Origin of the sequence: Nonomuraea sp. NPDC048892 (assembly GCF_040649735.1) — a bacterium.
Classification (GTDB): domain Bacteria; phylum Actinomycetota; class Actinomycetes; order Streptosporangiales; family Streptosporangiaceae; genus Nonomuraea; species Nonomuraea maheshkhaliensis.
The window spans coordinates 13262-37476 of the sequence record NZ_JBEZFZ010000011.1; the positions used below are offsets into that span (position 1 = coordinate 13262).

A 24215-nucleotide genomic window follows, 5' to 3' on the forward strand; every position below is an offset into this window, starting at 1 on the left:
CGGCCACCCCGCCACCGGCGATCACCGTGCGGGTGGCGCGCCCGCGACGTCCGCGAAGGTGACGCCGATCTCCGCCATCCGCTCGGCCGCGTACGCGGGGTCGATCAACGCCTCGGGGGTGTGCAGGCCGGGCGGCACGGGGGCGCCGCCGCGCAGGCCGAGCAGCCGTTCGACGCCGAGGGCGACCCCGAGCGCCGTCAGAGGTCGCTGCCCCTCGGGGTGGAGGAGGTGGCGGCTCGTCCTGAGCGGTGCGCCCGCGCGGTCCACGCCTTCGAGGTCGATCCTGACCTCCGTGGACGGGGGCCCACCGCGCCGCCTGCCCGCCGATTCGCCGATCGCGAACGCGAAGCGCACGTTGGGCGCGCCCGTCGCGAGGGCCAGGCTCGGCACGTCGAGGATGGGGACGATCTGGCCGGGCAGCACGGCGCCGTCCACGCCGGTGACCTCCACCTCCGCGTCGGGGCCGCTCACCCAGTGGAAGACGCCGTCGCGGCGGACGTGCCCCGCTGAGGTGGCGGCCAGCAGGCGTTCCAGGTCCGCCACGGCCGCGGGGCCGCCGCTGTCCTGTTCGTCCAGTACGCCGCTGACCTCGATGGTGTCGAGCCGGCCGAACTCCCCGGCGAGGCCGAGCACCGCGAGCACGACGAGCCCCGCGTACCAGTGGCTGGCCAGCAGGATCGGCGCCGCGCCGGCTCGCAGGCCGGCCGCGACCACCTCGGGTCCGATGTCGACCAGGCCGCTGGAGATGCTGACGTACGGCAGGCCGCGGTCCTGCGCGTACCGCAGTCCGTTCAGATGGTTGTCCCGCACCGACGCCACGACCGCCGAGTGGCCGCCGGTCTCCTGGAGGCCGAGGTCGCCGCGCCGCAGATCGATGGTCGCGGCGGTCGCGCCGCCCAGTTCGCCGGCGACCCGCCGGGCGCGGCCGAGATCGCGGCCCGCGATGGTCAGCGGCAGCTCCGGGTGCCAGCGGCGCAGGAGGGCCGCGGTCGCCGCGCCCGCCTGGCCGGATCCGCCCATGATCAGTACGGAGTGCTCCACGTGATATCCTCTCGCTAACCTACATTCTGTAACTTACATTTTGTAGCTTAGGATGACAGGCGACGCAAGGGAGGACGATTGGCCACCGGATCGACCCGCCTGTCCAAGCCGGCCAGGCGGGAGCAGCTACTCGACACCGCCATGGCGATCGTGCGCGCCCACGGCACCGACAGCCTGACCCTGCTCAGCCTCGCCGAGGCCGCCGGCGTGAGCAGGCCGATCGTCTACGACCACTTCGGCACCCGCTCCGGCCTGCTGATCGCGCTCTACCGGCGGCTCGAAGAACGGCACCGGGCCGCCTCGGAGCAGGCTCTGCGCGACGCCCCGGCTGTCCCCCGCGAGATCGCCCGCGTCCTGAGCGCCGCCTATTTCGCCTGCGCCACCGACATGCCGGAGTGGACCGCCGTCTCGGCCGCGCTCAAGGGCAGCCAGGAGATGGAGGCGATCGAGCGCGAGCTGCTCGACGGCTACACGGACCTCATGGTCACCGTCCTGCGGCCCTACTCAGGGCTCACGCCGGACGCCCTGCGGCTGTGCTGCGTCGGCGTGCTGGGCGCGGCCGAGTCGATCGCCGCGGAGCTGAATCGGGGGCGTACCACCGTTGCCGCGGCCATCACGGCACTGGCGGACCTGACCGTCGGCGGCATCGCCACCGAGGCTTTGAGCTGATGCCGCCTATGCGAAGGAGGAAGCAGGTGCCACGTTCCGGCCGGGTGGTGTTCGTCGACTGGCACGGCGTGCTTTCCCGCGACCCCTTCTGGGCGTCCATCAGGGACGACGCCCGGCATCCGCTGCACTCGCAACTGGTGGCGAGCCTCGCTCGGATCTTCGCCGGTGACGGGGCGCACGCCTGGATGAAGGGCGAGGTGTCGGCCGCTCAGGTCATCGCGGGCATGGGCATCCGGCTGGACCGCCGGTTCCGCGACGACTTCCTCCAGCGCCGGTTGCTGGCCGACTGTGCCCGGATGAAGGTCAACGTTCCGTTGATCAGGATGCTCCGGGAGGTCAAGGCACATGCCTCGATCGTCGTGTCCACCGACAACATGGACTGCTTCGCCGACACGTTCCGGCGGGTGCGCGGGAACCGGCGCCCGGCGGGGCCTCGTTCGGAGACGTTCGCCGAGTGGGCTTTCGTGTGGGACGACCTGATCTGTTCCAGTGATGTCGCCGTGCTCAAGAGCGAAGGCCCTGTCGGGTTCTTCGGGCCCTGGCTGAGCCGGCACGGACTGACCTTTGCGGACGCGCTGCTCATCGATGATCTAGCGGACAACTGCGCCGCGTTTCAGGAGCAGGGAGGAACGGCCCTGTGCTGGAGGATGAACGCCGACGACATCACCGAGGCCGCCGCCGCGCTCAGCCGGTGGCACGGCGCGATCACCGAGCCCGAACTTCTCTTCGCCGCCGCTCGCGGCGACGAGCGGGATGCCTCCCGCGCCCACGGCACGTGATCTTCGGCTGAGTGCCCCACGCGAGCTCCTGTGCGGCCGGGCCCCGGTCCCGTGCGGCTCGCGCGCCGGCCGGGCCTCGTCATGGGGTCGGCGTCCCGGCGGTCGCATTCTTGCGTGAGCGGTAGTTGGCCACCTTGACGCGGTTGCCGCACTCCTCCATCCCGCACCACTGCCGGTTGCCGCCCCGGGAGCGGTCGATGAACAGGCGGGTGCACTCCACCAGGGCACACTCCCGCACACGCAGCTCACTCAGCTCGCCGAGCAGTTCGGCCGCCGAGCGGGCCACGGCGGCGGCCAGCGCGCCGGCGTCTCCCGTTCGGACGATCCCCGCGGCGGTCAGCCGCACCCCCGGAGGCGCCTCGGCCGCCTCCCAGTTGACGGCGCGCAGGTCGCCGTCCGGCCAGGGGAGACCGTTCATGCCGTGGATGACGAGCCGATAGACGGACTCGCGCAACGTGCGCAACCGCCGCAGGTCGGCGTCGCCGACCGCCGGCGCCTGGCTCGTCACCCCGGCCTCGACGGCCCATCGGCCCAGGTCGGCAGGGGTGGCGAGCAGCTCTTCCGGCTCACTGCGGCGCCACTTGAGGGTGCCGGCGAAGTCGAGGGCCAGGTTGCCGCTGACGAAGACGAAAGTCACGACACCATCTTGACGGGTTACAGCCGGATGCCGCAAGGTTGCCGTACACCATCTAAGCCGGTTACATGCGGGAGACTCAGGTTGATCACCGAAGACGACTACCTCTATTACGTCGATCGCGCCCTGGACGGCATGGCCGCCATCGTCGCCGGTCTCGGCGATCGGCTGGCCAACACCAGGCCGCCGCTGCCGGGCGCCAACTCGCCGTACGCGCTGCTCACCCACTGCCTCGGGGTGACCTCGTACTGGGCCGGAGCGCTCGTGGCGGGACGCGAGGTCGCCCGCGACCGCGACGGCGAGTTCGCCAGCGCCGGCCCCGTCGGACCGCTGCTGGAGGACGTGACGGCGGTGCGGGCCAGGCTCGCCGAGGACGTGCGCGCCGCCGTCCCCGCCGCCGGGCTGCGTGGCACGCCGCCCGCGAGCTTCCTCGGCCCCGACCGCCGGCTGACCCAGGGCGCGGCGCTGCTGCACGTGTACGAGGAGCTCGCCCAGCACCACGGCCAGATGGAGATCCTGCGCGACGCCATCCTCGCCGAGGCGACGCCGTGACCGGCCTGCCGACCGGCCCCTTCGAGGCCATCGACGTCGAACGGCTGCGCTCGGGCCACGGCGTCAAGTGGGGCTCACTGCCACGGGGCACCATCGGGGCGTGGGTGGCCGACATGGACTTCGGCGTCCCGCCCGCCGTGAGCGAGAGCATCCTGCACGTCACCGGGCGCGCCGACTTCGGCTACCCGTACTGGCAGGGCGAGGACCCGGTGGTGGCGGCGTTCGAGGAACGCATGGCCGTCCGCCACGGCTGGCGCCCGAGCCCCGGCCGGACCCGCGTCTTCACCGACCTGCTGCAGGTGCTCCAGGTCGTCATCGAGTACGCCACCGCGCCGGGCGACGGCGTCGCGATCCACGTGCCCGCTTACCCGCCGTTCCTGGCCAGCATCGAACGGGCGGGACGGCGGATCGTGCCGCTGCCCATGAGCCGGGACGAGAACGGCTGGCATCCCCCGACCGGCGACCTGGCCGGGCACCTGCGCGAACAGGGCTGCCGCCTGCTGGTGCTGGTCAACCCGCAGAACCCGACCGGCCGCGTCCTGACGCCCGGCGAGCTGAGCGCGTACGCGGCAGCCGCCGAGGAGCTGGACCTGGTGGTGCTGGCCGACGAGATCCACGCCGACCTGGTGTTCGCTCCGCACCGGCACGTGCCGTTCGCCTTGGTCGGCACGGCCGCCGCGCGCACGGTCACGACCACGTCGGCGACCAAGGCGTTCAACATCGCGGGCCTGCGCTGCGCCGTCGCGCACGTCGGCCCTGACCGGCTGCACGACGCGCTGGCCAGAGCGCCGCTCGACTTCTTCGGCACGCCGAGCATCCTCAGCCGGGTCGCCACCCTGGCCGCCTGGCAGCGGTCGGAGGATTGGCTGGTGGAGCTCATGCGCACCCTGGAACGCAACCGGCGGCTGATCGAGGAGTGGGCGGCTTCCCTGCCGTGGGACCCGGGTTACCACTCGCCGCAGGGCACGTACCTGAGCTGGCTCGACTTCACCGCGAGCCCCGTCGGGGGCGACGAGCCCGCGGCGCGGCTGGAACGCCTGGCGCGGGTCAAGCTCAGCGAGGGGGCCGAGTTCTCCCAGCACACGACGGTCGACACCAGCGCGTTCGCCCGGCTCAACTTCGCGACCAGCACCCCCAACCTCACTGAGATCCTCGACCGCCTCACCACCGCCCGCCGCCGCGGCCGTGAGCGACCGGGGACCGGCTGAACCGTCCGCACCGTCACCGCGGCCGTGAGCGGCGGGGGGCCGGGCCGCCGAAGGGATGAGCGCAAGCCCGTGCGGTGCCGAGCGCCGGGCGCGTTACGCCGGTGTCACGGTGGTGAGCACCTTGGTGCGGGCACATTGCCGCCGTGTCACCGCGATGGAACGGCCCGCTGTGACGCTCCTTCCAAGCGACTGGAAGGGAAGGTCACCATGGCGTCCATCTTCGACCAGATCGGCGGCGCGAGCGCGGTCTCCGCGGTGGTCGACGAGTTCTACCGGCGGGTCGTGGCCGACCCCGGGCTCGCCGGCTACTTCACCGGCACCGACCTGGACAAACTCAAGGCCCACCAGCGCAGCTTCGTGGCGGCCGCCCTCGGCGGGCCGCAGGAGTACCGAGGCCGGACGATGGGGGAGGCCCACACCGGCCTGGCCATCACCGGCGAGGCGTTCGACGCGGTGGTCGGGCACCTGGCCGGCGCGCTGACGCACTGCGGGGTGCCGCAGGAGACCATCACCATGATCGCCGGCGCCCTCGCCCCGCTGCGCGACCAGATCGTGGACGGCCAGGCGTCCGCCGCCTGAGATTCATCCCGAAGGTGGATCGTCGCGATCTACCACGAGTGCAAGGTGCTGGTCGAGTGTCGTGCCGGCGCCAGCCGCTCCATGAACGCAGCCCCAAGGCGAGCGGAAGCCGGCGGGTGATTCCAGGCCTACGATGACTCAGATGACGGGGAAACGGCGGCACTGCGCTACGTCGACTCACGTACGGAAACCGACCGGATCGCGCTCCGCGCCGCCTACGAGGCGATCCCGGCGCATCACCGGATCTACGCACTCGGCGACATGGACGCCCGCGACATCCCGCTGCGCTTGCTCAGCTCGGAAGCGGGTGAGACGTGGGACGCGTACATACTCTTCGAGTTCGACGACGGCGGCGAGGCGTTGACCGAGGACGGCGTCGTCACCGAAGAAGGCCGCCAAGGGGCGTTCCGCTACTTCGCGCACTGGCGGCGGCCGCATCCGGCCTCAGTCGCGCGGCGGGAAGCCGACGGGCCCGCCGAGGCCCAGTCGCCGACCGTGCACCTCAACTACGGCCGTCCCATGCATCCGGCAACGCGTGAGCACATCCGTACGGCATCGGGCCCCGAGGTGGCGCGCGACATCGCGGCCGGAGCCGAACGGCGGCCGCATTGGCAGGATGTGCGCCTCGCGGTCATGACCGAACTGCTGCGCGCGAAGTTCCGCCAGCACCCCGACCTGGCTGAAGTGCTGCTGGCCACAGGCGACGGACGCATTCACTACGGCTCCGCGAACTCGCCGTTCTGGGACACTCGCGGCTCCGCCGGTCGCAACTGGATGGGCCGGCTGCTCGAACTGGTTCGCGCCGAGCTCGTGGCCGACCGCGTCGGCTTTCGGCTCTGAGGCCCCGACGCTGTTCGGGGTGCCGGCTTGACCAGGCCCGCCGTGCCGGTCGTCCGTCACTCCGGGGGGTGGCCCAGGATCAGGACCATCGCGTCGAGCAGTCGCTGCCAGTCGGGTTCGCGCAGGTCGCGCCGGAGGGCAGCGCCGGCCGCCGCCAGGGCGTCGACGAGCGTGGCGCGGATCGTCCGCGGCTCCTCCCCGAGCATGGAGGCGAGCCGGCCCACCTCCCGCCGGAAGCGCTGGCTCTGGGAGAAGTCCACCAGCGACGGCGGCAGGGCCGTGACCGCCGGATCCGCGGCCGGATCGGCGAGTTCGATCACCAGGCGGGTCCCCAGCGCGCCGGCGAGCCGGTCGAGGACCGCGACCGTCGGATTGCCCCGACCGTTCTCCAGATTCGCCACATAAGGCACCGACACCCCCGCCTCCGTGGCCACCGAGGCGACCGTCCTGCCGAGGGCGGCACGGCGGGCGCGCAACCGCCGGCCCAGTTCGACGTGATCCATGGAACTATCTTGACAGAATAATTAGGAGCACGCTTGTCTCTTGAGGGAATACTTCGGGAGGCAGAATGCTTAAAGCCCTGCGCGTGCGGGACTTCCGGCTGCTCTGGATCGCCCGCTCGATCGCCGCCCTCGGCACGGGCCTGCTCGACGTCGCGGTCCCCGCCCACCTCTACGCCGTCACCGGCTCGGCGCTGGCCACCGGCGTCAGCCTGGCCTGCAGATTTCTGCCCGCGCTGCTCATCGGGCCGTTCGCCGGGGTCATGGCCGACCGGTGGGACCGTCCCCGCATCATGATCACCACCGATCTCGTGCACGCGACGGCGATCTCCGCGGTCCTCCTGGCCCGAACGCCCGACACGATCTGGCTCGTCTACGCGGCGATGCTCGGTCAGGGCGCCGCCGCGGTGATCTTCCGCCCGGCCGCCCAGGCGCACACCCCCGCCGTCGTGGGCACCGGCCCCCTGCTCAGCGGCGCGAACGCGCTCGGCGCCGTCTCCACCGGAGTGGCGGGCCTGAGCGCACCACCGATCGGCGGCCTGCTGTTCGCCACCGACGGCATCGACGTCGTCATCTGCGCCGCCGTCAGCGCGAGCCTCCTCTCCGCGGCCGCCATCGCCAGGACCACGACCCGGTCACGCGCCCCTGACCTGGACCGGAACGTGCTCGCCGACCTCGTCCACGGCCTGCGCCACCTCCGGCGCGCCCCGACGACCCGGGCGCTGCTGGTCACGAACAGCGCCTTCCTGCTCGCGAACGCCGGGCTCACCGCGCTGCTCGTCCCCTTCGCCGTGACCCGCTTCGGGGGCAGCGTCCAGGTCGGCTACCTGCTGTCGGCGCTGGGCCTCGGCTTCCTCCTGGGAGCGCCGGTCAGCAGGCCGCTCATCGACCGGTTCCCCGCCAGAACGACCCTCGCCGTCGGCCAGGCGCTCGTCGCGGGCGCGTTCTTCCTCATGTTCAACGCCACGTCACTCCCGGTCGCGCTGACGGCCGCGGTCCTCCTCGGCATGCCCGCTGTCACCGTGATGGTCGCCACCCACACCTGGCTGCAACGAGCCACCCCGAAGCCGCTCCTCGGCCGCGTCAGCGCGGCCTTCCTCACTGTCGAAGCGGCGGCGAACATGGCCGGAGCCCTCGCCGCACCCGTGATGAGCGCCTGGACCGGCCTCGCGCCGGCGCTCAACGCCGCCTGCGCGCTCACCCTCCTGTCCGCCCTGCTCACCGTCTGCCTGATGCCCCGAGGCGGCAACCCCGATCCTGTCGGTGCCGCCGAATAGTCTCCGATCATGTCCGACGCCGACCTCACCCCCTCCGCATCACCTACCGGTCGCCCGAGCTCGGCCGCACGCAGATCCACGACTGGGCGAGAGCGAACGGCTACCTGGTCAGCGAGCGCGGCCGGCTGGCTCGGGAGATCACCGAAGCGTTCTTCGCCACCCATCCCGAGATCCTTGAGCGGGCGAGGACGTTCGAGATGGTCCGCGCCACCGCGCGAACCCCCGGCCCGTCGCCGGAGGACTACCAGTGGCAGAAGAACGGCCCGCCTGGCGACATCTACACGATGCTCTTCGTCCGCGGGCTCGACGAGCGCGAGGTGCTGCGCCGACTCGGCGCCGCGGACGAGGACATCCGGATGATCGACGACGGGGACTTCACCGGCCCGGAAGGACCTCAGATCATCACCGTGAGGCGGATCGGGGCCTGGACGGTCGCGGTCGAGGACCGCGGCTGGCGCGGCCATGAGCCGCAGGTGCTGGGCGCCCTGTCGCGCGACGGCGGAGAAGCCGTGGCGGTGCTCCGGCACGACTACGCCCAGCACGAGGTGAGGTACGCCGCCGACGGCCGGCTCATCACCACCGTCAACCTGGGGTTCCCCTTGACCAGGGACGGAGAGGATCCCGACCGGCTCAATCGGCACCTGCGGGAGCTGGGCATCGATCCGGCCGCCGCGGACAGCGTCGACAACCCCGTCCCCGCGGCCCTGGCGCTGGCCGGCCGCATCACCGGCGTGACGGTGGAGCTGCGGCACCTTCGCCGTCCCGTTCTGGGCGCCACCGTGCCCGGAGCCCGGTGAGTCCGCGCGGCGCCCTTTCGGTGGACGGGCTTCGACGGCGTACGGGGGCGGGCCGGTGCTACGGTGGGCTCCCACCGTACGCATAAGGGGACGTATGTTCGGCATTGTCCGCCCGTGTCGGCACGTCCTGTGCAAAGGGCTCTACGCGGACTGGATGGGCCACCTGTGCGGGCTCTGCCTGGCACTTCGTGACGAGCACGGACACCTGTCGCGGCTGGTGACCAACTACGACGGGCTGCTCGTGTCCGTCCTCGCCGAGGCCCAGTCGCCCGCGTCCACGTCCCGCCGCAAGGTCGGCCCGTGCGCGCTGCGCGGCTTCAAGGGCGCCGACGTCGCGGAGTCGGAAGGGGTACGGCTGGCGGCCTCGGTGTCGCTGCTCCTGGCGGCCGGCAAGATGAGCGACCACGTGGCCGACGGAGACGGCGTGTACGCCCGCCGCCCGGTGGCCGCCGGCGCCACCCGGCTGGCGGGCCGCTGGTCCTCGGCCGGCACGGCCATGGCGGGCACGCTGGGGTTCGACCCCGCCCCGCTGACGGCGGCGGCCGGGCGTCAGGCGGTCCTGGAACGTGCCTCCGTCCAGGCGCCTGCTCAGGGCGGCCGGGCGCCCGGGTTACCTGAGCTGACGGGGCCCGCCGAGGACGCCGTGGCCGCCGCGTTCGCGCACACGGCGGTGCTCGCGGGCAGGCCGCACAACCGGGAGGCCCTGGAGGCGGCCGGGCGCGGCTTCGGGCGGCTGGCGCACCTGATCGACGCGGTCGAGGACCTGGCCGACGACCGGGCGTCCGGGGCGTACAACCCCCTGCTCGCCACCGGCACCGGCCTGGGCGAGGCACGCCGCCGCTGCGACGCCGCGCATGCCGAGCTGCGCGCCGCCGTGGACGCACTGGACCTGGCCCGCCCCGCCCTGACGCGCGCCCTGCTGGTACGGGAGACCGGCAATGCCGTTTCGCGTGCTTTTGCCGCCGCCGGCGCGCCCGGCGAGAGCCGTCCCAGCGCCGCCGGCGCGCACCCCGCAGGCCACCCTCACGCCGCTGGAACGCTCGCCGCCGGCCACCCCCACGCCGGCGGGGCGCTCGCCGATGGCCGCATGATCGTTGCCGGGATGTACGGCGACGGCCGCCCGGCCGGTGACCCCGATGCGCCGCCGGATCAGCGGCCACCGGGGAAGCGGGATCCCGGAGGGCTGCTGTCGCTGGCGTGCACCACGCTGAGCTGCTGCACGTGCGGCCTGTACCGGCCCGCCTGGGACGAGGAGCACGAAAGCTCCTGCTGCGGGCGCCTGGACTGCTCCGGATGCGACGCCTGCAGCAACTGCTGCGACTGTTGCTCTTGCTGCGGGGAGGACGGGTGCTGCGGCGACGGCTGTGGCTGTGACGGCTGCAGCTGCGACTGTTAGCACCGCCCCGACGCCGGCCCGCCAGACCAGCGCCGGTCTGCCCGACGCCTTTCCGCCCGGGACCTCGCTTGGTCAGGGCCGGACCCGCGCGTTTTGCTGTTCCAGCAACGAGAGTTGAGCCATCGGCACGTGGGTGACGACGATGGCCCGGGCCGGACGACCGGCGTACCACGCGAGAAAGCAGGACCCCCATGCACGTCTTCGTCACCGGCGCGAGTGGCTACATCGGCGGCGCCGTCGCCGTCCGCCTGCTCCAGGCAAAACACACCGTCACCGGCCTGACCAGGGACGCGGCCACCGCGGACGCCCTCGCCCGGCTGGGCGTCCAGCCGGTGGTGGGCGACCTGGACGACGCCGGCACGCTGGCCGAGCAGGCCCGACGCGCCGACGCGGTCGTCAACGCGGCCGACAGCGACCACCGCGGAGCCGCGGAGGCGCTCGTCGCCGCGCTGGCCGGATCGGGCAAGCCGCTCGTCCACACCAGCGGCACCAGCATCGTCGGCATCGGCACCAGCGGCGAAGCCGACGAAACGACCTTTGGCGAGGACCTGCTCGACCCGGGCTCCGCCTGGGAGCCCGAGCATCCCGTACGCCGGGCGCGCGTCGCCCTCGACCGCCTCGTCCTGGCCGCCGCGGACCAGGGGGTACGTTCCACGGTCCTGTGCCACAGCCTCATCTACGGAGACGCGCGCGGCCTGCCCCGCGACAGCGTCCTGATCGCCGCACTCGTACGTCAGGCGCAGGCCGGCGGGGTGGTCAGGCACGTCGGCACCGGGGCCAACGTCTGGTCCACCGTGCACCTCGACGACGTCGCCGACCTGTACCTCCTCGCCCTGGACAAGGCGTCGCCCGGCCTGTTCTGCTTCGTCGAGAACGGCGAGGCGTCGTTCGCCGCGATCACCGGGGCCATCGCCCGCCGCCTCGGCCTGCCCGGCCCCCGTCCCTGGGAGCCCGGCTCCGCCGATGATGTCTGGCACCCGGAGTTCGCCAGGCACGCCCTCGGCTCCAACAGCCGGGTCCGCGCCGTACGCGCCCGCGAACAGCTCGGCTGGCGCCCTCGCCACCACTCGATCAGCGACTGGATCGCCGGCGCCGATCTGGGCAAGACGATCTGAGCACGCCGACCTGAGCAAGGCGATCTGAGCATGCAGACCAGAGCGCGCGGGTCTGGGCGCGCCGGCACACCGATGACTTGGGCGGCACGCATGATGGCAACATCCTGATCATCTTCCGGTAATCGGCAGGACGGAGACTGGCCACTCAGCGGACATCATGAAGGTGATCACCATGGACATCGACCACACGAGCATGGAGACGGCCGGCCGGGCAGTCCACCTCGAAGGAGGGGAGTTCCTGCGGACCGTGAAGCGGCTCAGCACCCAGGTCGAGCAGTTCATCCCCTACTTCGGCAACCCGTCCAGCGACGAGGCGGCGCGCCTCTTCCGCCAGGGCGAGGAGGGCCAGGCCGGCTTCGACCAGGCGTACGAGGACCTGAGCAAGGCCCTGACCAACCTGGGCGAGGCGTACAAGGTCATCGGCTCCGCGGTGGTGTCGATGAGCAAGAACGTCAAGGCGGCCGACCTGGCCAGCATGATCGACAAGAACGCGTTCGTACAGGACCTCTTCGAGTTCGCCGAACGCAAGAACGACGAGATCGCCGTGCCGACCACGCCGGTCGAGCGAGCCTGAGGAGAAGGACGTGCCCATCGGGCTTGCGGGCAAGGTCGCCCTGGGCGGTATGGCGGGCGCCGGCGCGGCCGGGCTGCTGGCGCCCGAGTTCCTGTTCGGCATCTCGTACCTGGAAGGCGACCCGGACAAGATCCGCGAGGCGGCCGACGTTCTGGACGAGATCGCCGACGCCGTCGACAAACACTTCCGCGAGGCGAACACGGCCGCCGAGATCGTCTGGACCAAGAGCTCCGGCCCGGCCGTCGAGGAGTTCAAGAAGTTCTGGACGCAGAGGTACGGCCCGGCCGTCCTCGCCGTCTCGCTCAAGCACCGCAGGGCGGCGAACGCCTGCCGCGCCTATGCCGACGTCATCGAGAAGATCAACCACGCGCTGCGGATACTGTGCTGGATCATGACGGTGGACATGATGTACACCATCGGGTACCAGGTGTTCACCTGGAAGCTGCTACAGGCGATCATGAAGCGGCAGGCGCTGCTGCTCAGGTTCACCGCGAACCGCTTCGTCAGGATGTTGCTGCCCATGTTCACGTACTACGTCGCCGACAGCGCCGCGTACGCCACCGGCGAGGTGCTGCTGCCCCTCGGGCTGAACGTCGCGGGCGGCATCAAGACCGATCTTCAAGGCAACGACGTGCGCTCGGTTGGGCACAACCTGAAGGTGTTCCGGGAGAACTTCGTCGCCAACATGGTCTTCGACGGCGTCATCGACGGCAGCGCGGCGCTCATGGCCAAGGTGCCGGGCCTGCGCACGGTCGCCACCAACGTCACGCTGCCGAACGGCACGGTCCTCAACACCGGGAACGCCCTGCCCCGCCTGACGGCCTCGACCGCGTACTCGATGACCCTGGACGTGCAGCACGGCGACAACCCGCTGCCCGGCACCGAGCACGGGCTGACCGAGCAGGACATGTACCAGAAGTTCATCGTCCACGGCACCCGCAGCCTCATCCCCCGGCTCTGACGGGCGCCCCTACCGGCTGTCCGTCTCCAGGTAGGGCCGGGTCAGCTCCATGACCCGGCGAGCCGCGTCCTCGGTCGCCTGCCGCGACAGCTCCATGATCGTCTCTGTCAGCTCATGCGAGGCCAGCCGCATCACGCGGGGGTCGAGGTGCAGCCCCAGCAGCTGGCCCGAGGCCGACACCCGGACCCTGATCTTGTCGTCCCGGCTCGCCGCCTGCCCGACGACGTCGCCGATGCCGGTCATGACGCCGGCGTAGTTCTGGGAGTTCGCCCGGAACTCGGTCATGATCCGGTCGAGTTCGGGATCGCCGGTACGTCGCTCGCGTTGTGTCATGGCGAATATCTACATTAATGATCATATAAGTGACAACTAGTAACTTTTGCGATATAAGGGATGTGAGGGGATTCGGCCCGCGTTCGCCGGTCCGCATGGGGGCTGGCACCCATGCCGCCACCCCCGTTCACGTGCTTTCATCGTGCGCGAGTCGCCGGCACGGCGACGCAGAATCAAGGAGCCGGAACGGGGAGCCGGGTCGTGATCGACGCACGGCCCAGGCCCCGGGTCGTGACGCACGTGGAGGCGTACCGTGGGGCGAGGCGAGAGGGTCGTCGCGTACGCGCGCGCGCCCGTGCGCGGTCTGGCACTGGCGGGGCTCGCGCTGCTGGGACCGCCGCTGCTGATCGTGATCTTCGTGGGCTCGCACGCGGGCCTGCCGTCCCCGGCGTTCTTCGTCGAGCAGAGCCGCCGGCTGCCCGCGCTGGCCCGCCGGCTGGCCGCCCGGTGGGGCGGCGCGGACCTCCCCTCGCCGTACCGGCCGGCTCCGCCGCCGCCCGCGCGCGATCCCGACGGCTGGTACCGCGACGGCGGCGCCCTGTTCCGCTCGGCGTTCCCGCCCGCCTACCTGGCGCGGCTGCGCTGGATCGCCCGCGACCCCGCGACCGTGCGCGACCTGGCCTGGATGGCGCTCAACCCGCTGATCGGCGGCCCGCTCGCCGCACTCGCGCCGACGCTGATCGCCGGCGGGCTCGCGACCGCCTGGCTCCGCCCCGGCGGGCTCGCCCTCGGCGGCGCGGCGGCGCTGCTCGGCATCGCGCTCGGGCCCGCGCTGCTGCGCGTGCACACCCGCTGGACCCGGGTGCTGCTCGCCCCGCGGGCCCGACGTGCGCCGGGCCGCGTCATGAGCGCGATCGGGCGCAGCGCCGCCGCAGGGGCCCGCGTCTGCGCGAGCGCCGTGCTGCCGGGGGTGGCGGCGGTGTTCGCGCTGGCCCAGCTGCTGGCGATCGCGCTGATGCCGGTACGGCTGTGGCCGGAGACCGTCCTGGGCTCGCGCCGCTTCGTCTCCTGGCGCCGGGCGAAGATCGGTGCGTGGACGGGCGTACGGATCGCCGAGCCCTATCGGCCCGAGCCGCCGCTGCCGCAGCCCGAGCCGGACGGCACCTACCGGCTCGGCTGGGGCCCCGTCGGCACGGTCTACCGGACGCGGGCGGCCGCCGTGCGCGCCCGGCGGTTCGAGTGGACGGTACGCGATCCGGCATCCTGGCGGGACCTGGCTTGGCTGCTCCTCGAGGTGCCCGTCGCCGCCGTGCTGTTCGCCGTACCGGCCCTGCTGATCGCCGGCGGGCTGATCCTGCTGTGCTGGCTGTGGGCGTGGACCGAGGCCCTCAGCTTGATCAGCGGGCTGACCTGGTCACCCGGCGACGTGCTGCACGCCGCCGTACCGGCGTCGGCCGGCCTGCCCGCCCCCGTCGCCGGCCTGGCCGCCGCCGCCCTCGGCATCGCGGCCGCCCCTGCGCTGCTGCGCTGCCACGCCCTGCTCAGCCGGGCCCTGCTCGCCCCGACCAGAGCCGCCGTACTGGCGAACCGGGTCGACACGCTGACCAGCAGCCGCGCTCGGATCAGCGACGCCCAGGCCGCCGAGCTGCGCCGCATCGAACGCGACCTGCACGACGGCGCCCAGGCCAGGTGGGTCGCCGTGGGCATGACGCTGGGGGCGGCCGAGGAGCTCATCGACCGCGATCCCGAGGCCGCCAAGGCCGTGATCGCCGGCGCCAAGGAGATGTCCGTGGCCGCGCTCGGCGAGCTGCGCGAGCTCATCCGCGGCATCCATCCGCCGGTGCTCGCCGACCGCGGGCTCGCCGACGCCGTACGCACCCTGGCGATGGACGCCCCGCTGGACGCCGAGGTCCGCGCCGACCTGCCCGGCCGGGCGGCCGCACCGATCGAGGCGGCGGTCTACTTCGCCGTGTCCGAACTGCTGGCCAACGTCGCCAAGCACGCCGCCGCGTCGCGGGTGTCGGTGGCGCTGACGTACGAGAACGGCCTGCTCAGAGCCACCGTCACCGACGACGGGCGGGGCGGCGCCGTGGCCGGCCACGGCGGCGGGCTGCACGGCATCCGGCGCCGCCTCGACGGGTTCGACGGAGTCCTCACCCTGTCCAGCCCGCCCGGCGGACCGACCGCCGCCACCCTGGAGATCCCATGCGTGTTGTCCTCGCCGAAGACGTCTACCTCCTCAGGGAAGGGCTCACCCACCTCCTGAGAGCCCACGACATCGAGGTCGTGGCCGCCGTCGACACCGGCGAGGACCTGCTCGACGCCGTGGCCCGGCACCGGCCGGACGCCGCGATCGTGGACGTACGGTTGCCGCCCGGCTTCACCGACGAGGGGGTCCGGGCCGCCATCGAGGCCCGCACCCGCCGGCCCGGCTTCCCCGTGCTGGTCCTGTCGCAGTACGTCGAGCAGATCTATGCCCGCGAACTGCTGGCCGATGGTGCCGGCGGCGTCGGGTACCTGCTCAAGGACCGCGTGTTCGACACGGGCCACTTCGTGGACGCGCTGCGCCGGGTCGCCTCCGGCGGCACCGCCATGGATCCGGAGGTGATCGCGAAACTGCTCGGGGGCACCTCGCCCCTGCATCCCGTCGCCTCGCTGACCCCACGTGAACGCGAGGTGCTGCAGCTCATGGCGCAGGGGCGGTCGAACGTGGCCATCGCGGGGCGGCTTTACATCAGCGAGGGGACGGTCGGGAAGCACATCGCCGCCATCTTCGCCAAGCTCGGCCTGGACGCCGCCGACGACACCAACCGCAGGGTTCTCGCCGTCCTGGCCTTCCTCAACCGCACCTGACCACGTCCGAATCGCCCGCGCCCCCGGCTCACCCGCAATGTGGCCGCACTCGCGCACGCCGACGTCACTCGACAGGCCCGATCGTGCCGCGCCGACGTCACTCGGCCGCCCCCAACCGCCCGCGCCACCCCCAATCGCCCGCGCCGGCGCCACTCGGCCGCGATGAGGCCCCGAGCACGCACGCCGACCTTGCCTCCCTTGGCCGTCAAGGGACCGGGCGGGTCGTCAACGGGCGGGGCGGATGGACAGGGCGTGCCGGAACACCCCGCGCGGGTCCCACCGGGCCTTCACCCGCTGCAGTCGGCCGTAGTTGTCCCCGTAGTAGAGCGTGGACCACGGCACGCCGGAGGTGTTCCAGGCCGGATCAGCCAGGTCGATGTCGGGATAGTTGATGTAGGCGCCCCCGTTGGCACCGCCCGGCACCGGCACGCCGCCCGTGTCGGCGTACATCGTCCGGTAGAAGCGCCGCACCCACGCGATGTGCTCGGCGCCGTTCCCCTCCTCCCACGTGTTCACGAACAGCGCCTTAAGGACCGAGGCGCGCTCGGCCACGGCGGTCGCGCCCGGGGACACGGCGTTGATCCGCCCGCCGTACGACGCCAGCACCAGCGTGCCACCCGCGGAGCCGGGACCGGGCACGCCGAGATGGTCATAGGCGACACCGATCTGCCGATCGGTGAAGCGCCGGCGCAGATGGGCCGACTTGGCCTTGAACCTCCCCGTCCCCTCGTCACCGCCCAGCGCCTGCGTGCTGACCGCCTGGTACCACGGCATCCGCACGACCGGCGGGATGTGCGCCCGCGCGCCCACACCCCGCGTCACCGCCGCGAAGTAGGCGGAGAGCAGGCGCTCCGCGTCCGGCACCGAGGACTCCATCAGGGTGGGCAGGATCATGCCGCCGGGGTCCGCGCCCTGGACCCGGCTCTGGACCATCAGCGCGCTCCAGAGCCCCGCGTACGGCGTGCCGGCCTCGCTGTTGCGCTCGTGCCACTCGCCGTGGTTGCGCAGCAGGGTGCTGAACGACTCCCTGGTCATGTCGGCCCACGACCAGGCCGGACGGCAGACCAGCAGGGCCGGCGGCGGCTTGGGCAGCAGCCGGGCCGGGTCCTTCCCCGTGGCCTTCGGGTCGCGCATCCAGTAGCGCGTCACGACGCCGAAGTTCCCGCCCCCGCCTCCCGTGTGCGCCCACCACAGGTCATGGTGGGGGTCGGACGGGTTTCTCGTGGCGATCACTGCGCGTGCCCGTCCCGAACGGTCCACCACCACGACCTCCACCGCGTGCAGGTAGTCGACCACCGAGCCCAGACGGCGGGAGTGCTGGCCGTAACCGCCCCCGGCGATGTGACCGCCGGCCGCCACCCCACCGCACTGGCCTCCGGGAATGGTCACCCCCCAGCCCAGGTACAGGCTCCGATACACCTGCATCAGCGTCGCCCCCGCCTCGATCGCGAACGCGCCGCGCCGGTCGTCGAAGTACACCCGCGACATCTCGCACATGTCGATCACGACCTGCGCGCCTTCGCCGACGAAGTTCTCGTAGCAGTGCCCGCCGCTGCGTACCGTGATCCGCTTGCCGGCCCTGACCGCGTCCTCCACGGCCTTGACCACCTGCTCGGTCGAGCCGACCACGTGGAAGTACTCCGGCCTGGGCGAGAAGCGCTGGTTCGTCCGGCGTACGGCGAGATCCTCGTAGCGCGGATCACCTGACGTCACCCGGACGGGCCCCAGCTCCCGAGCCTGTGCCCCGGACGGCCCGCCCAGACCCACCGCCACCGTCCCACCGAGCACCGCCGCCCCACCCACGAATCCTCGGCGCGTGACCTGGCCCACGATCGACCACCTCCTGCTTCTGTGTGCTGCCTGCGTCGGAAAGCGTTGTGACAGCAACGCTAGGAGCGTGATCACCGCCCGGAGAACCGCCGCAGCACCCACCCGACCTGGGCCCTAACCCCCATCCGCCCACCCTCCGACACACCACCGACACCCGGTGCCACCCCCGCCACCCTCCACGTATGCACCGCCACGAGCCTTTCGCGCCTGCACCGCCACGAGCCCGGCGCACGTGCGCCTCGCGCAACCAGCCCCTCGCGCAACCAGCCCCTCGCGCAACCAGCCCCTCGCACGACTGGCCCCTCGCACGACCAGCCCGTCGTATACGCATGACCAGCCCTGCGTATTCGTACTCCCATTCGTATTCGCATTTGTGCGACAACACGAGCGAAAAAGTGTGATCGCCTTGTCCGGGACCCTCCCAGGCATCAAGATCAATTCATGCCCCGAAATGGAACCGTTCTGTCCGTCCTCGCCGTCACCGCGTCCGCGCTGCTGGTCGCCCCGCCCGCCGAGGCGGCGGTGGACACACCGTTATCCGCTGCGATCTTCCGTGCCACGCACAACAGCTACTCGGGCGACATCAACGGTGGCAGAGACTCGATCGTCCGCCAGCTCGACAGCGGCGTCCGCTTCATCGAGCTGGACATCCACGACAACGGGTACGCCACCTCGAAGGACTACTCCATCGGCCACGACTCCCCGGGAAACCAGGTCGACCACTCGGGCAACCCGGCGTCGAACCTCCTGCGCGACTGGCTCACCGTGATCAACACTTGGTCCGCGCAGCACTCTGCCGCCGCACCCGTCGTCGTCGCGCTCGACGTCAAGGACGACCTGACGGACAACACCTCGTACGCCGCCGGCAACCTGGCCGCGCTCAACCAGGAGCTCACCTCCGTCTTCGGCGCACGGCTGTTCGAGGCCCGGAACTATCCGGCGAGCCCGCCGTCGGTGGACGCGCTGCGCGGCCGGGTCCTGACGGTGATCTCCGGCAACGGCAAGACCCGCGCCGCCTACAAACGCGACGCGGGCAACAGCCCGGCCATCGCGATCAATGGACGCGGGCAGGTCGTGGAGGTGCACGACTCCGGCTCGGGCGAGCTGTGGTACTGGACCGGCTCGTACGGCGCCGACGGCCGCGTGACCTGGCACCGCCACGGCCGCTACGACAGTGGCGTCACGCCGGCCGTCGCCCTGAACGACGCGGGGGACGTGGTCGAGGTGCACCAATCCCAGAATGCCACCACGCTCTGGTACCGCGTCGGCCGCCTCGACACCCAGGGCGAGATCACCTGGTCGTCCAGCAGCCGCTACGACGACGGCGTCCTGCCCACGGTCAAATTCACCGACCCGGCAGGCACCCGGATCCGCGAGATCCACCGTAGCCAGAGCAACAGCCAGAACTGGACCTGGGACGGCGCGCTCGACGCCGGCGCCGCCACCGTCACATGGAGCGGCAACGCCAAGACCTCCGACGCCCGCTACGACAAGACCACCTCGGTCAGCGGCACGTCGCGCGTGCGCGTCTGGAACGGAGCCGACGGCCCGACCCCGGCGCAGACCCTGCGCGTGGACACCGACCGGCACACCGGCGACCGCATCCGCTACCCGCAGCGCGCGTTCGTCGAGTTCCAGAAGGGCGACAGCGCGGAGCTGCAGCAGGACGCGCTGTTCTACGCGGCGCCCGCCGGAGAGTCCTCCTTCATCACGGCGGCACGCCAGGCGGGACGCCTCGTCCGCGGCTGGGACATCGACTCGGCCGCCCAAGCCACCGACCCCCTGGCCACATACCCCGCGACCAACCACCCGTACGAAACCTGGTACGAAAACCTCCTCACCCGCTCGGGCGCCATCGACTGACACACCGGCAGCAGACGCCAGAAGACAGACGGCGAAAGAGGTCGGCAGGTCGCCCGCAGCACGAACGTCCAGCCCGCGCCGGCGGACGGCTCGCCCCCGGAACGTTCGCCTAGCGCGCCGAGGGTGGCTCGCGCCCCGAAACGTCCAGGCCGCAGACGGTGGGAAACCGTTCGCGACCCGCCCGCCTTGGCCCAGCCAGGTGACCATCCAGGCCGTCGACCGACGCGACCTGCGGCAGGCGTAAGGAGGCGGGCGGACACTCGGCGGGTCGGCGGGCCGCCCGCAGTTTGAACGTCCAGGCTGCGGGCGGCGGGTGGCTCGTCTCCGGAAAGGTTCGCTTCGCGGGCGGCGGGCGGCTCGCGTCCTGCACCATCCGGGCGCGGGCGGCAGGTGGCTCGCGTCCCGCGAAACGTCCAGGTCGCAGACGGTGGGAACCGTTCGCGGCCTGCCCGGCCCCCCGCCTTCCCGCCCCGGCTCGGACAGGTGACCGTCCAGGCCGTCGATTGACCCGACCTGCGGCAGGCGTAAGTCGGCGGGCGGCTGCTCAGCGGGGTGCCGAGCCACCGGCGGTGGTTGGCTCACACCCGGCACCGTCCGGGCCGCAGGCGGCTCGCCACCCGGAAACATCCAGGCGGCGGGCAGCTTGCACACTGAAACGTCCAGGCCACGGGTGGCAGGCGGCTCGTCCCCGGCAACGTTCACCCAGCGTGCGGTGGGTGGTTCGCACCCCGAAATGTGCGGCTCGTGGGCGGTAAGTGGCTCCCACCCCGAATCGTCCTGGCCGCGGACGGCGGGAACGGTTAGCGACCCGGCCCCGACCCAGCCCGGCCCCGGTCCGACCCGGTCCGACCCAGCCCGGCGCGGCCCGGCCCGGACCGGGGGAGGTGGCGTCCAGGCCGCCGCACATCCGCTCATCACCCTCTCGGTCCGAAAGCCGTCATGATTACATGCACCGCGGAGAGGGCGACGATCCAGAGCATGGCGCGCCTGGTCGGCGGAGGGCCTTCGCGTAGCAGCGAGATGCCCATGGGGATGAGGGCGAGGCACAGACCGCCGACGGCGACGAAGGACTGGGGTTCGGTGCCCTTGAGGGTGCCGAGGGCGAGTGCCGACATCAGCCCGAGCGCGATCGACCGGCCTAACCCCAGGGCGCCAGACCGGTAGGCGCCGATGGCCAGCACCACCCAGCCGAAGAAGGCCGGCCCCGACATGGACCTGAACGGGTGCCAGACGGAGTCGCGCCAGGCCAGGTAGTAGCCGTCGATGCCCGTGAGCATGGTCGGCAGGCCGAGGGTGTCGGTCAGGTGGAAGGCCAGGTGGTCGGTGCCGTACTGGAAGGTCCGGGTGAACAGGCCGACGATCACCAGGCAACCGCCCCATATGCCCCACAGCGGATGGGTGACGGCGATCCGGTGCGCCAGCGCCATGATCGCCGGCCAGAGCAGCACGAACCCGGCCGCGAAACAGACATACGCGGCGGTGATGAGGGCGGGATGGCGGGTGTAGGCGACGAGCTGGTAAGGGACGAAGAAGTAGAACGGGGAGCGCAGGAGAGTCCCCACCATGATCAGCGTGGGGCCGCCGATGAGCGAGACGGCGCTCACCCAGCGGCCGGGAAAGGGAGGCCGGCGGCCCAGGTTGGCCTCGGCGTTGGCGGCCCGCCGCGCCGCGTCGGCCTGCCGCCACCGGGTGATGCGCCCGCGAAGGTCGATGTCCATGCTCTGCCGCCCGTCCGTCCGTGTCCGAACGCCCCGGCCGGAACGCCGGGGCGCACCAGCAGCGTGCTGGACGACGCCCGGTCCGCGCGTCTGGCTCAGGTCGCATCTTGAACGGCCGGCACGAGCCGCCGTACAACCTCAGACAGACGCCGAAAGTACGACCCTGGTCAGATGCCAGATGATCCGCCGTGACGGTACGTTCTCGTCGTGACAACCTCCCCCGCCTGACAGCGGGGGCTTCCTCGGAGAGGCTGTTGATGACCTGGGCCCGGCGGATCGGAACGAACGGCGTCGCCGACGCGGCGGCGGCGGTCGTCGTGGCGCTGACCATCGGCTACGCCATCGTCGATCCGCCCGGCCCTTCGTCGCCGTGGCCCGCCTGGTCGGCCTGGCCGGTGGCGGCGATCGTGAGCCTCCCGATCGCCTTCCGGCGGCGCCGGCCCCGGGCCATGCTCGTCCTCGCGTGCGCCACGGCCACCGCGGCGACCCTGTCCGGCGCGGTCGCGGCGGGCATGATCTGGCTGACGTTCGTGCCGACCGTCCTGGCGCTCTACCTGGTGGCGGCCACCGCCTCCGCCACCTGGTCGGTGAGCGGCCTCGTGGCCTGCGCGCTCGCCGCGACGGGCGCGATCCTGCTCTTCTACGATCAGGTGCTCCCCGGCCTGCCGCCCCCGGCGACCCCCAGCGAGCTGCCACCATACTGGCCGGTGGAGATCGGCGCTGTCTGCGTGTTCCTGGTCGCCGGCTGGGGCGTGGGAAGCGTCGTCAAGTGGAAACGGGAGACGACCGCCCGCCTCGTCCGCCACCTCTCCGAGGCCGCGGTGGCCGATGAACGGCGGCGCATCGCCCGGGAGCTGCACGACGTGATCGGCCACAGCATGAGCCTGATCGCCGTCAAGGCCACCGTGGCCAACCACGTCGCCGACGAACGCCCGCAGGAGGTGCGCGCCGCCCTGGCCGTCATCGAACGGACCAGCCGCGGCGCGCTCACCGAGATCCAGCGGGTGCTCGGTCTCCTGCGCTCCGACGGCGACCTCGCGGAGACCCACGTACCCGTCCCCGGCGTGGCCGACCTGCCCGAGCTGGCCGACCACGCCCGCTCGGCCGGGGTGGAGGTGGAGCTGACCGTCCATGAGGAGGCCGCGCTCCCGCCCGCGGTCGCGGTGTCGGTCTACCGGATCGTGCAGCAGGCGCTGACCAACGTCATCACCCACGCCGGTCCCACCCGCTGCTCGGTCACCGTCGCCATCGACGGGCGGGCCGCCGCCATCGAGGTCACCGACGACGGCCCCCGCCGCGGGCGGCCCCCGCGAGCTGGCCGAGGCGGAGGACACGGCCTGATCGGCATGCGCGAACGGGTCAAGATGTACGGCGGCACGTTCGACGCCGATTTCCGCCCCGAAGGCGGCTTCCGCGTCACGGCCCGCTTACCCTACGACGATCAGACCGACGCCCTGCCGTGACCGCTGCCGGTGGGGGAGGTGTTGCCATGGGAAGTGCTGAGGTGGGTGGTGCTGGGGTGCTGGAGTGAGTGGTGCTGAGGTGGGTGGTGCTGGCGTTGTGGTCCCGGCACGGGTGGCGCTGGCGAAGGTGGTCCTGACGTGGGTGGTCTGGCGCGGGCGGTGCCGGTGGGAGTGGTGCTGACCTGGGCGGCGCTGATGACGGGTGCTCGGTTGAGGAGGCGGCGTTGATATGGTCGCGCAGACGTCGGCGGTGCCGATCTGGGGAGATGGTGACTTGGGCGGCGTCGGTGTGATCGGTGAGCTCATGGGCGGGGCAGACATTGGCAGCGCTCGCGTCGAGGGCGCTCACGTCGGCGGCGCTCAGACTGAGGGTGCTGACGTTGACGGTGCTCAGGTTGGGGGCGCTGGCGTTGGGAGGCTGGCACCGCGAAGGGTGACGAGGGCGGTGTGGGTGTGAGCAGTGGCGAGGTGAGTGGGGATGCCGTCCCGGACGACGTGCCGTCGTCGGCGCGGATTCGGGTGGTGCTGGCCGAGGATCAGGTTCTGGTGCGTGACAGCCTCAAAGTGCTGATCAACGCCACGCCGGGGATGACCGCGGTGGGGGAGGCCGGTACGGGTGCCGAGGCTGTGCGGCTGGCTCGCCTTCAGCGGCCGGATGTCGTCCTCATGGATGTACGGATGCCTGACATGGACGGGATCGAGGCGACCAGGCGGATCTGCGCCGACCCCGGCAACGCCGGGACCCGCGTGCTGATCCTCACCACGTTCGACCAGGACGATTACGTGTACGCCTCGCTCAGGGCCGGTGCCAGCGGATTTCTCATCAAGAGCGCCACGGCGACCGAGCTCCTGGCCGCCATCCGGGTCGTCGCCTCCGGCGAGGCGCTGCTCGCGCCCACCGTGACCCGCCGGCTCATCGCCGACTTCCTGCGCGGCGCTCAACCCGCCCCTGCCGTCCGGGATCTCAGTGACATCACCCAGCGCGAGCGCGAGGTGCTCACCCTCATCGGCAGAGGGATGTCCAATGCCGAGCTGGCCGAGCACCTGCATCTCACCGTCGGGACGGTCAAGACCCATATCAGCCGGTTGCTGGCCAAGCTGCATGCCCGCGATCGGGCTCAGCTTGTCGTCGCCGCATACGAGGGCGGGCTCATCACCGTCACGGACGATCGTCGCTGAGCGCCGGTCTCCAGCCGTGGTGTATGTAGGATCCGAGTGCTGTGGGTGGCGGACGCTGACCGTTTTACCTGCCTCGGTACGGTTGCTGGGCGCCGGGTCCCCTGCCGTGGTGAG

Annotated in this window: 23 protein-coding genes; 17 read left to right on the plus strand and 6 right to left on the minus strand. The window is 72.0% G+C overall.

The window, feature by feature from the left end; genetic code table 11:
- Positions 1–21: 21 nt before the first annotated feature.
- Positions 22–1041: a hypothetical protein gene (locus AB0C28_RS31460; protein WP_358079591.1), complete on the minus strand. Its 1020-nt coding sequence runs from the start codon at positions 1039–1041 to the stop codon at positions 22–24.
- Positions 1042–1119: 78 nt separating this feature from the next.
- Between AB0C28_RS31460 and AB0C28_RS31465 the strand changes: the two genes are divergently transcribed.
- Positions 1120–1710 (plus strand): TetR/AcrR family transcriptional regulator, encoded by a 591-nt coding sequence (locus AB0C28_RS31465; protein WP_357858728.1) that lies wholly within the window; start codon positions 1120–1122, stop codon positions 1708–1710.
- Positions 1711–1736: 26 nt separating this feature from the next.
- Positions 1737–2489, plus strand: a complete 753-nt coding sequence (locus tag AB0C28_RS31470) for a hypothetical protein (protein ID WP_358079593.1) — start codon at positions 1737–1739, stop codon at positions 2487–2489.
- Between the two features lie 79 nt (positions 2490–2568).
- Here the strand turns inward: AB0C28_RS31470 and AB0C28_RS31475 are convergent, their stop codons facing one another.
- Complete coding sequence (locus tag AB0C28_RS31475) at positions 2569–3126, minus strand: CGNR zinc finger domain-containing protein (RefSeq protein ID WP_358079595.1); 558 nt, start codon at positions 3124–3126, stop codon at positions 2569–2571.
- An 81-nt stretch (positions 3127–3207) separates the two neighbouring features.
- On the opposite strand from AB0C28_RS31475, the gene AB0C28_RS31480 reads away from it, so the two are divergent.
- The 4 genes from AB0C28_RS31480 (at position 3208) to AB0C28_RS31495 (ending at position 6302) form a co-directional block, all read left to right on the plus strand.
- Positions 3208–3675 (plus strand): DUF664 domain-containing protein, encoded by a 468-nt coding sequence (locus AB0C28_RS31480; protein WP_357858737.1) that lies wholly within the window; start codon positions 3208–3210, stop codon positions 3673–3675.
- Positions 3672–4883: an aminotransferase class I/II-fold pyridoxal phosphate-dependent enzyme gene (locus tag AB0C28_RS31485; RefSeq protein WP_358079597.1), complete on the plus strand. Its 1212-nt coding sequence runs from the start codon at positions 3672–3674 to the stop codon at positions 4881–4883. The genes AB0C28_RS31480 and AB0C28_RS31485 overlap by 4 nt, the downstream gene beginning before the upstream one ends.
- A 207-nt stretch (positions 4884–5090) precedes the next feature.
- Positions 5091–5462 (plus strand): group 1 truncated hemoglobin, encoded by a 372-nt coding sequence (locus AB0C28_RS31490; protein WP_357858743.1) that lies wholly within the window; start codon positions 5091–5093, stop codon positions 5460–5462.
- A gap of 261 nt (positions 5463–5723) precedes the next feature.
- Positions 5724–6302, plus strand: a complete 579-nt coding sequence (locus AB0C28_RS31495) for an NADAR family protein (RefSeq protein WP_358079599.1) — start codon at positions 5724–5726, stop codon at positions 6300–6302.
- A gap of 56 nt (positions 6303–6358) precedes the next feature.
- Here AB0C28_RS31495 and AB0C28_RS31500 read toward each other — a convergent pair whose 3' ends face one another.
- Entirely contained in the window at positions 6359–6805 is a 447-nt protein-coding gene (locus AB0C28_RS31500) for a helix-turn-helix domain-containing protein (protein ID WP_357858752.1), read from the minus strand.
- A 65-nt stretch (positions 6806–6870) separates the two neighbouring features.
- Here AB0C28_RS31500 and AB0C28_RS31505 point away from each other — a divergent pair, with 65 nt between their 5' ends.
- The 6 genes from AB0C28_RS31505 (at position 6871) to AB0C28_RS31530 (ending at position 12922) form a co-directional block, all read left to right on the plus strand.
- Complete coding sequence (locus tag AB0C28_RS31505; RefSeq protein ID WP_358079601.1) at positions 6871–8079, plus strand: MFS transporter; 1209 nt, start codon at positions 6871–6873, stop codon at positions 8077–8079.
- A gap of 197 nt (positions 8080–8276) precedes the next feature.
- Positions 8277–8876 carry a DUF6461 domain-containing protein gene (locus AB0C28_RS31510; protein ID WP_358079603.1) on the plus strand — a complete coding sequence of 200 codons (600 nt, stop codon included), beginning with the start codon at positions 8277–8279 and terminating at the stop codon, positions 8874–8876.
- Between the two features lie 94 nt (positions 8877–8970).
- Positions 8971–10272, plus strand: a complete 1302-nt coding sequence (locus AB0C28_RS31515; RefSeq protein ID WP_358079605.1) for a DUF5685 family protein — start codon at positions 8971–8973, stop codon at positions 10270–10272.
- Between the two features lie 191 nt (positions 10273–10463).
- Positions 10464–11387, plus strand: a complete 924-nt coding sequence (locus AB0C28_RS31520; RefSeq protein ID WP_358079607.1) for an NAD-dependent epimerase/dehydratase family protein — start codon at positions 10464–10466, stop codon at positions 11385–11387.
- A gap of 172 nt (positions 11388–11559) precedes the next feature.
- Entirely contained in the window at positions 11560–11961 is a 402-nt protein-coding gene (locus AB0C28_RS31525; RefSeq protein ID WP_357858767.1) for a hypothetical protein, read from the plus strand.
- Between the two features lie 10 nt (positions 11962–11971).
- Positions 11972–12922 (plus strand): hypothetical protein, encoded by a 951-nt coding sequence (locus tag AB0C28_RS31530; RefSeq protein WP_357858770.1) that lies wholly within the window; start codon positions 11972–11974, stop codon positions 12920–12922.
- A gap of 9 nt (positions 12923–12931) precedes the next feature.
- Here the strand turns inward: AB0C28_RS31530 and AB0C28_RS31535 are convergent, their stop codons facing one another.
- Positions 12932–13255 (minus strand): YbaB/EbfC family nucleoid-associated protein, encoded by a 324-nt coding sequence (locus AB0C28_RS31535; RefSeq protein ID WP_357858773.1) that lies wholly within the window; start codon positions 13253–13255, stop codon positions 12932–12934.
- A gap of 253 nt (positions 13256–13508) precedes the next feature.
- Between AB0C28_RS31535 and AB0C28_RS31540 the strand changes: the two genes are divergently transcribed.
- Both AB0C28_RS31540 and AB0C28_RS31545 read left to right on the plus strand, forming a co-directional pair.
- Complete coding sequence (locus AB0C28_RS31540) at positions 13509–15461, plus strand: sensor domain-containing protein (protein WP_358079609.1); 1953 nt, start codon at positions 13509–13511, stop codon at positions 15459–15461.
- A complete protein-coding gene (locus tag AB0C28_RS31545) occupies positions 15401–16048 on the plus strand; it encodes a response regulator transcription factor (RefSeq protein WP_358079611.1) in 648 nt (215 codons plus the stop codon). Before AB0C28_RS31540 ends, AB0C28_RS31545 begins: the two co-directional genes overlap by 61 nt.
- Positions 16049–16273: 225 nt before the next feature.
- Here the strand turns inward: AB0C28_RS31545 and AB0C28_RS31550 are convergent, their stop codons facing one another.
- A complete protein-coding gene (locus AB0C28_RS31550) occupies positions 16274–17878 on the minus strand; it encodes a BBE domain-containing protein (protein ID WP_358079613.1) in 1605 nt (534 codons plus the stop codon).
- 441 nt (positions 17879–18319) lie between these two features.
- Between AB0C28_RS31550 and AB0C28_RS31555 the strand changes: the two genes are divergently transcribed.
- A complete protein-coding gene (locus tag AB0C28_RS31555; RefSeq protein WP_358079615.1) occupies positions 18320–19741 on the plus strand; it encodes a phosphatidylinositol-specific phospholipase C domain-containing protein in 1422 nt (473 codons plus the stop codon).
- Positions 19742–20655: 914 nt separating this feature from the next.
- Here AB0C28_RS31555 and AB0C28_RS31560 read toward each other — a convergent pair.
- The gene (locus tag AB0C28_RS31560; RefSeq protein WP_358079617.1) at positions 20656–21459 is read right to left on the minus strand and encodes a hypothetical protein; all 804 of its coding nucleotides are present in this window, start codon (positions 21457–21459) and stop codon (positions 20656–20658) included.
- 257 nt (positions 21460–21716) lie between these two features.
- Here AB0C28_RS31560 and AB0C28_RS31565 point away from each other — a divergent pair, with 257 nt between their 5' ends.
- Positions 21717–22922, plus strand: a complete 1206-nt coding sequence (locus AB0C28_RS31565) for a histidine kinase (RefSeq protein WP_358079619.1) — start codon at positions 21717–21719, stop codon at positions 22920–22922.
- Positions 22923–23375: 453 nt separating this feature from the next.
- Entirely contained in the window at positions 23376–24101 is a 726-nt protein-coding gene (locus AB0C28_RS31570; RefSeq protein ID WP_357858793.1) for a response regulator transcription factor, read from the plus strand.
- Positions 24102–24215: the final 114 nt, after the last annotated feature.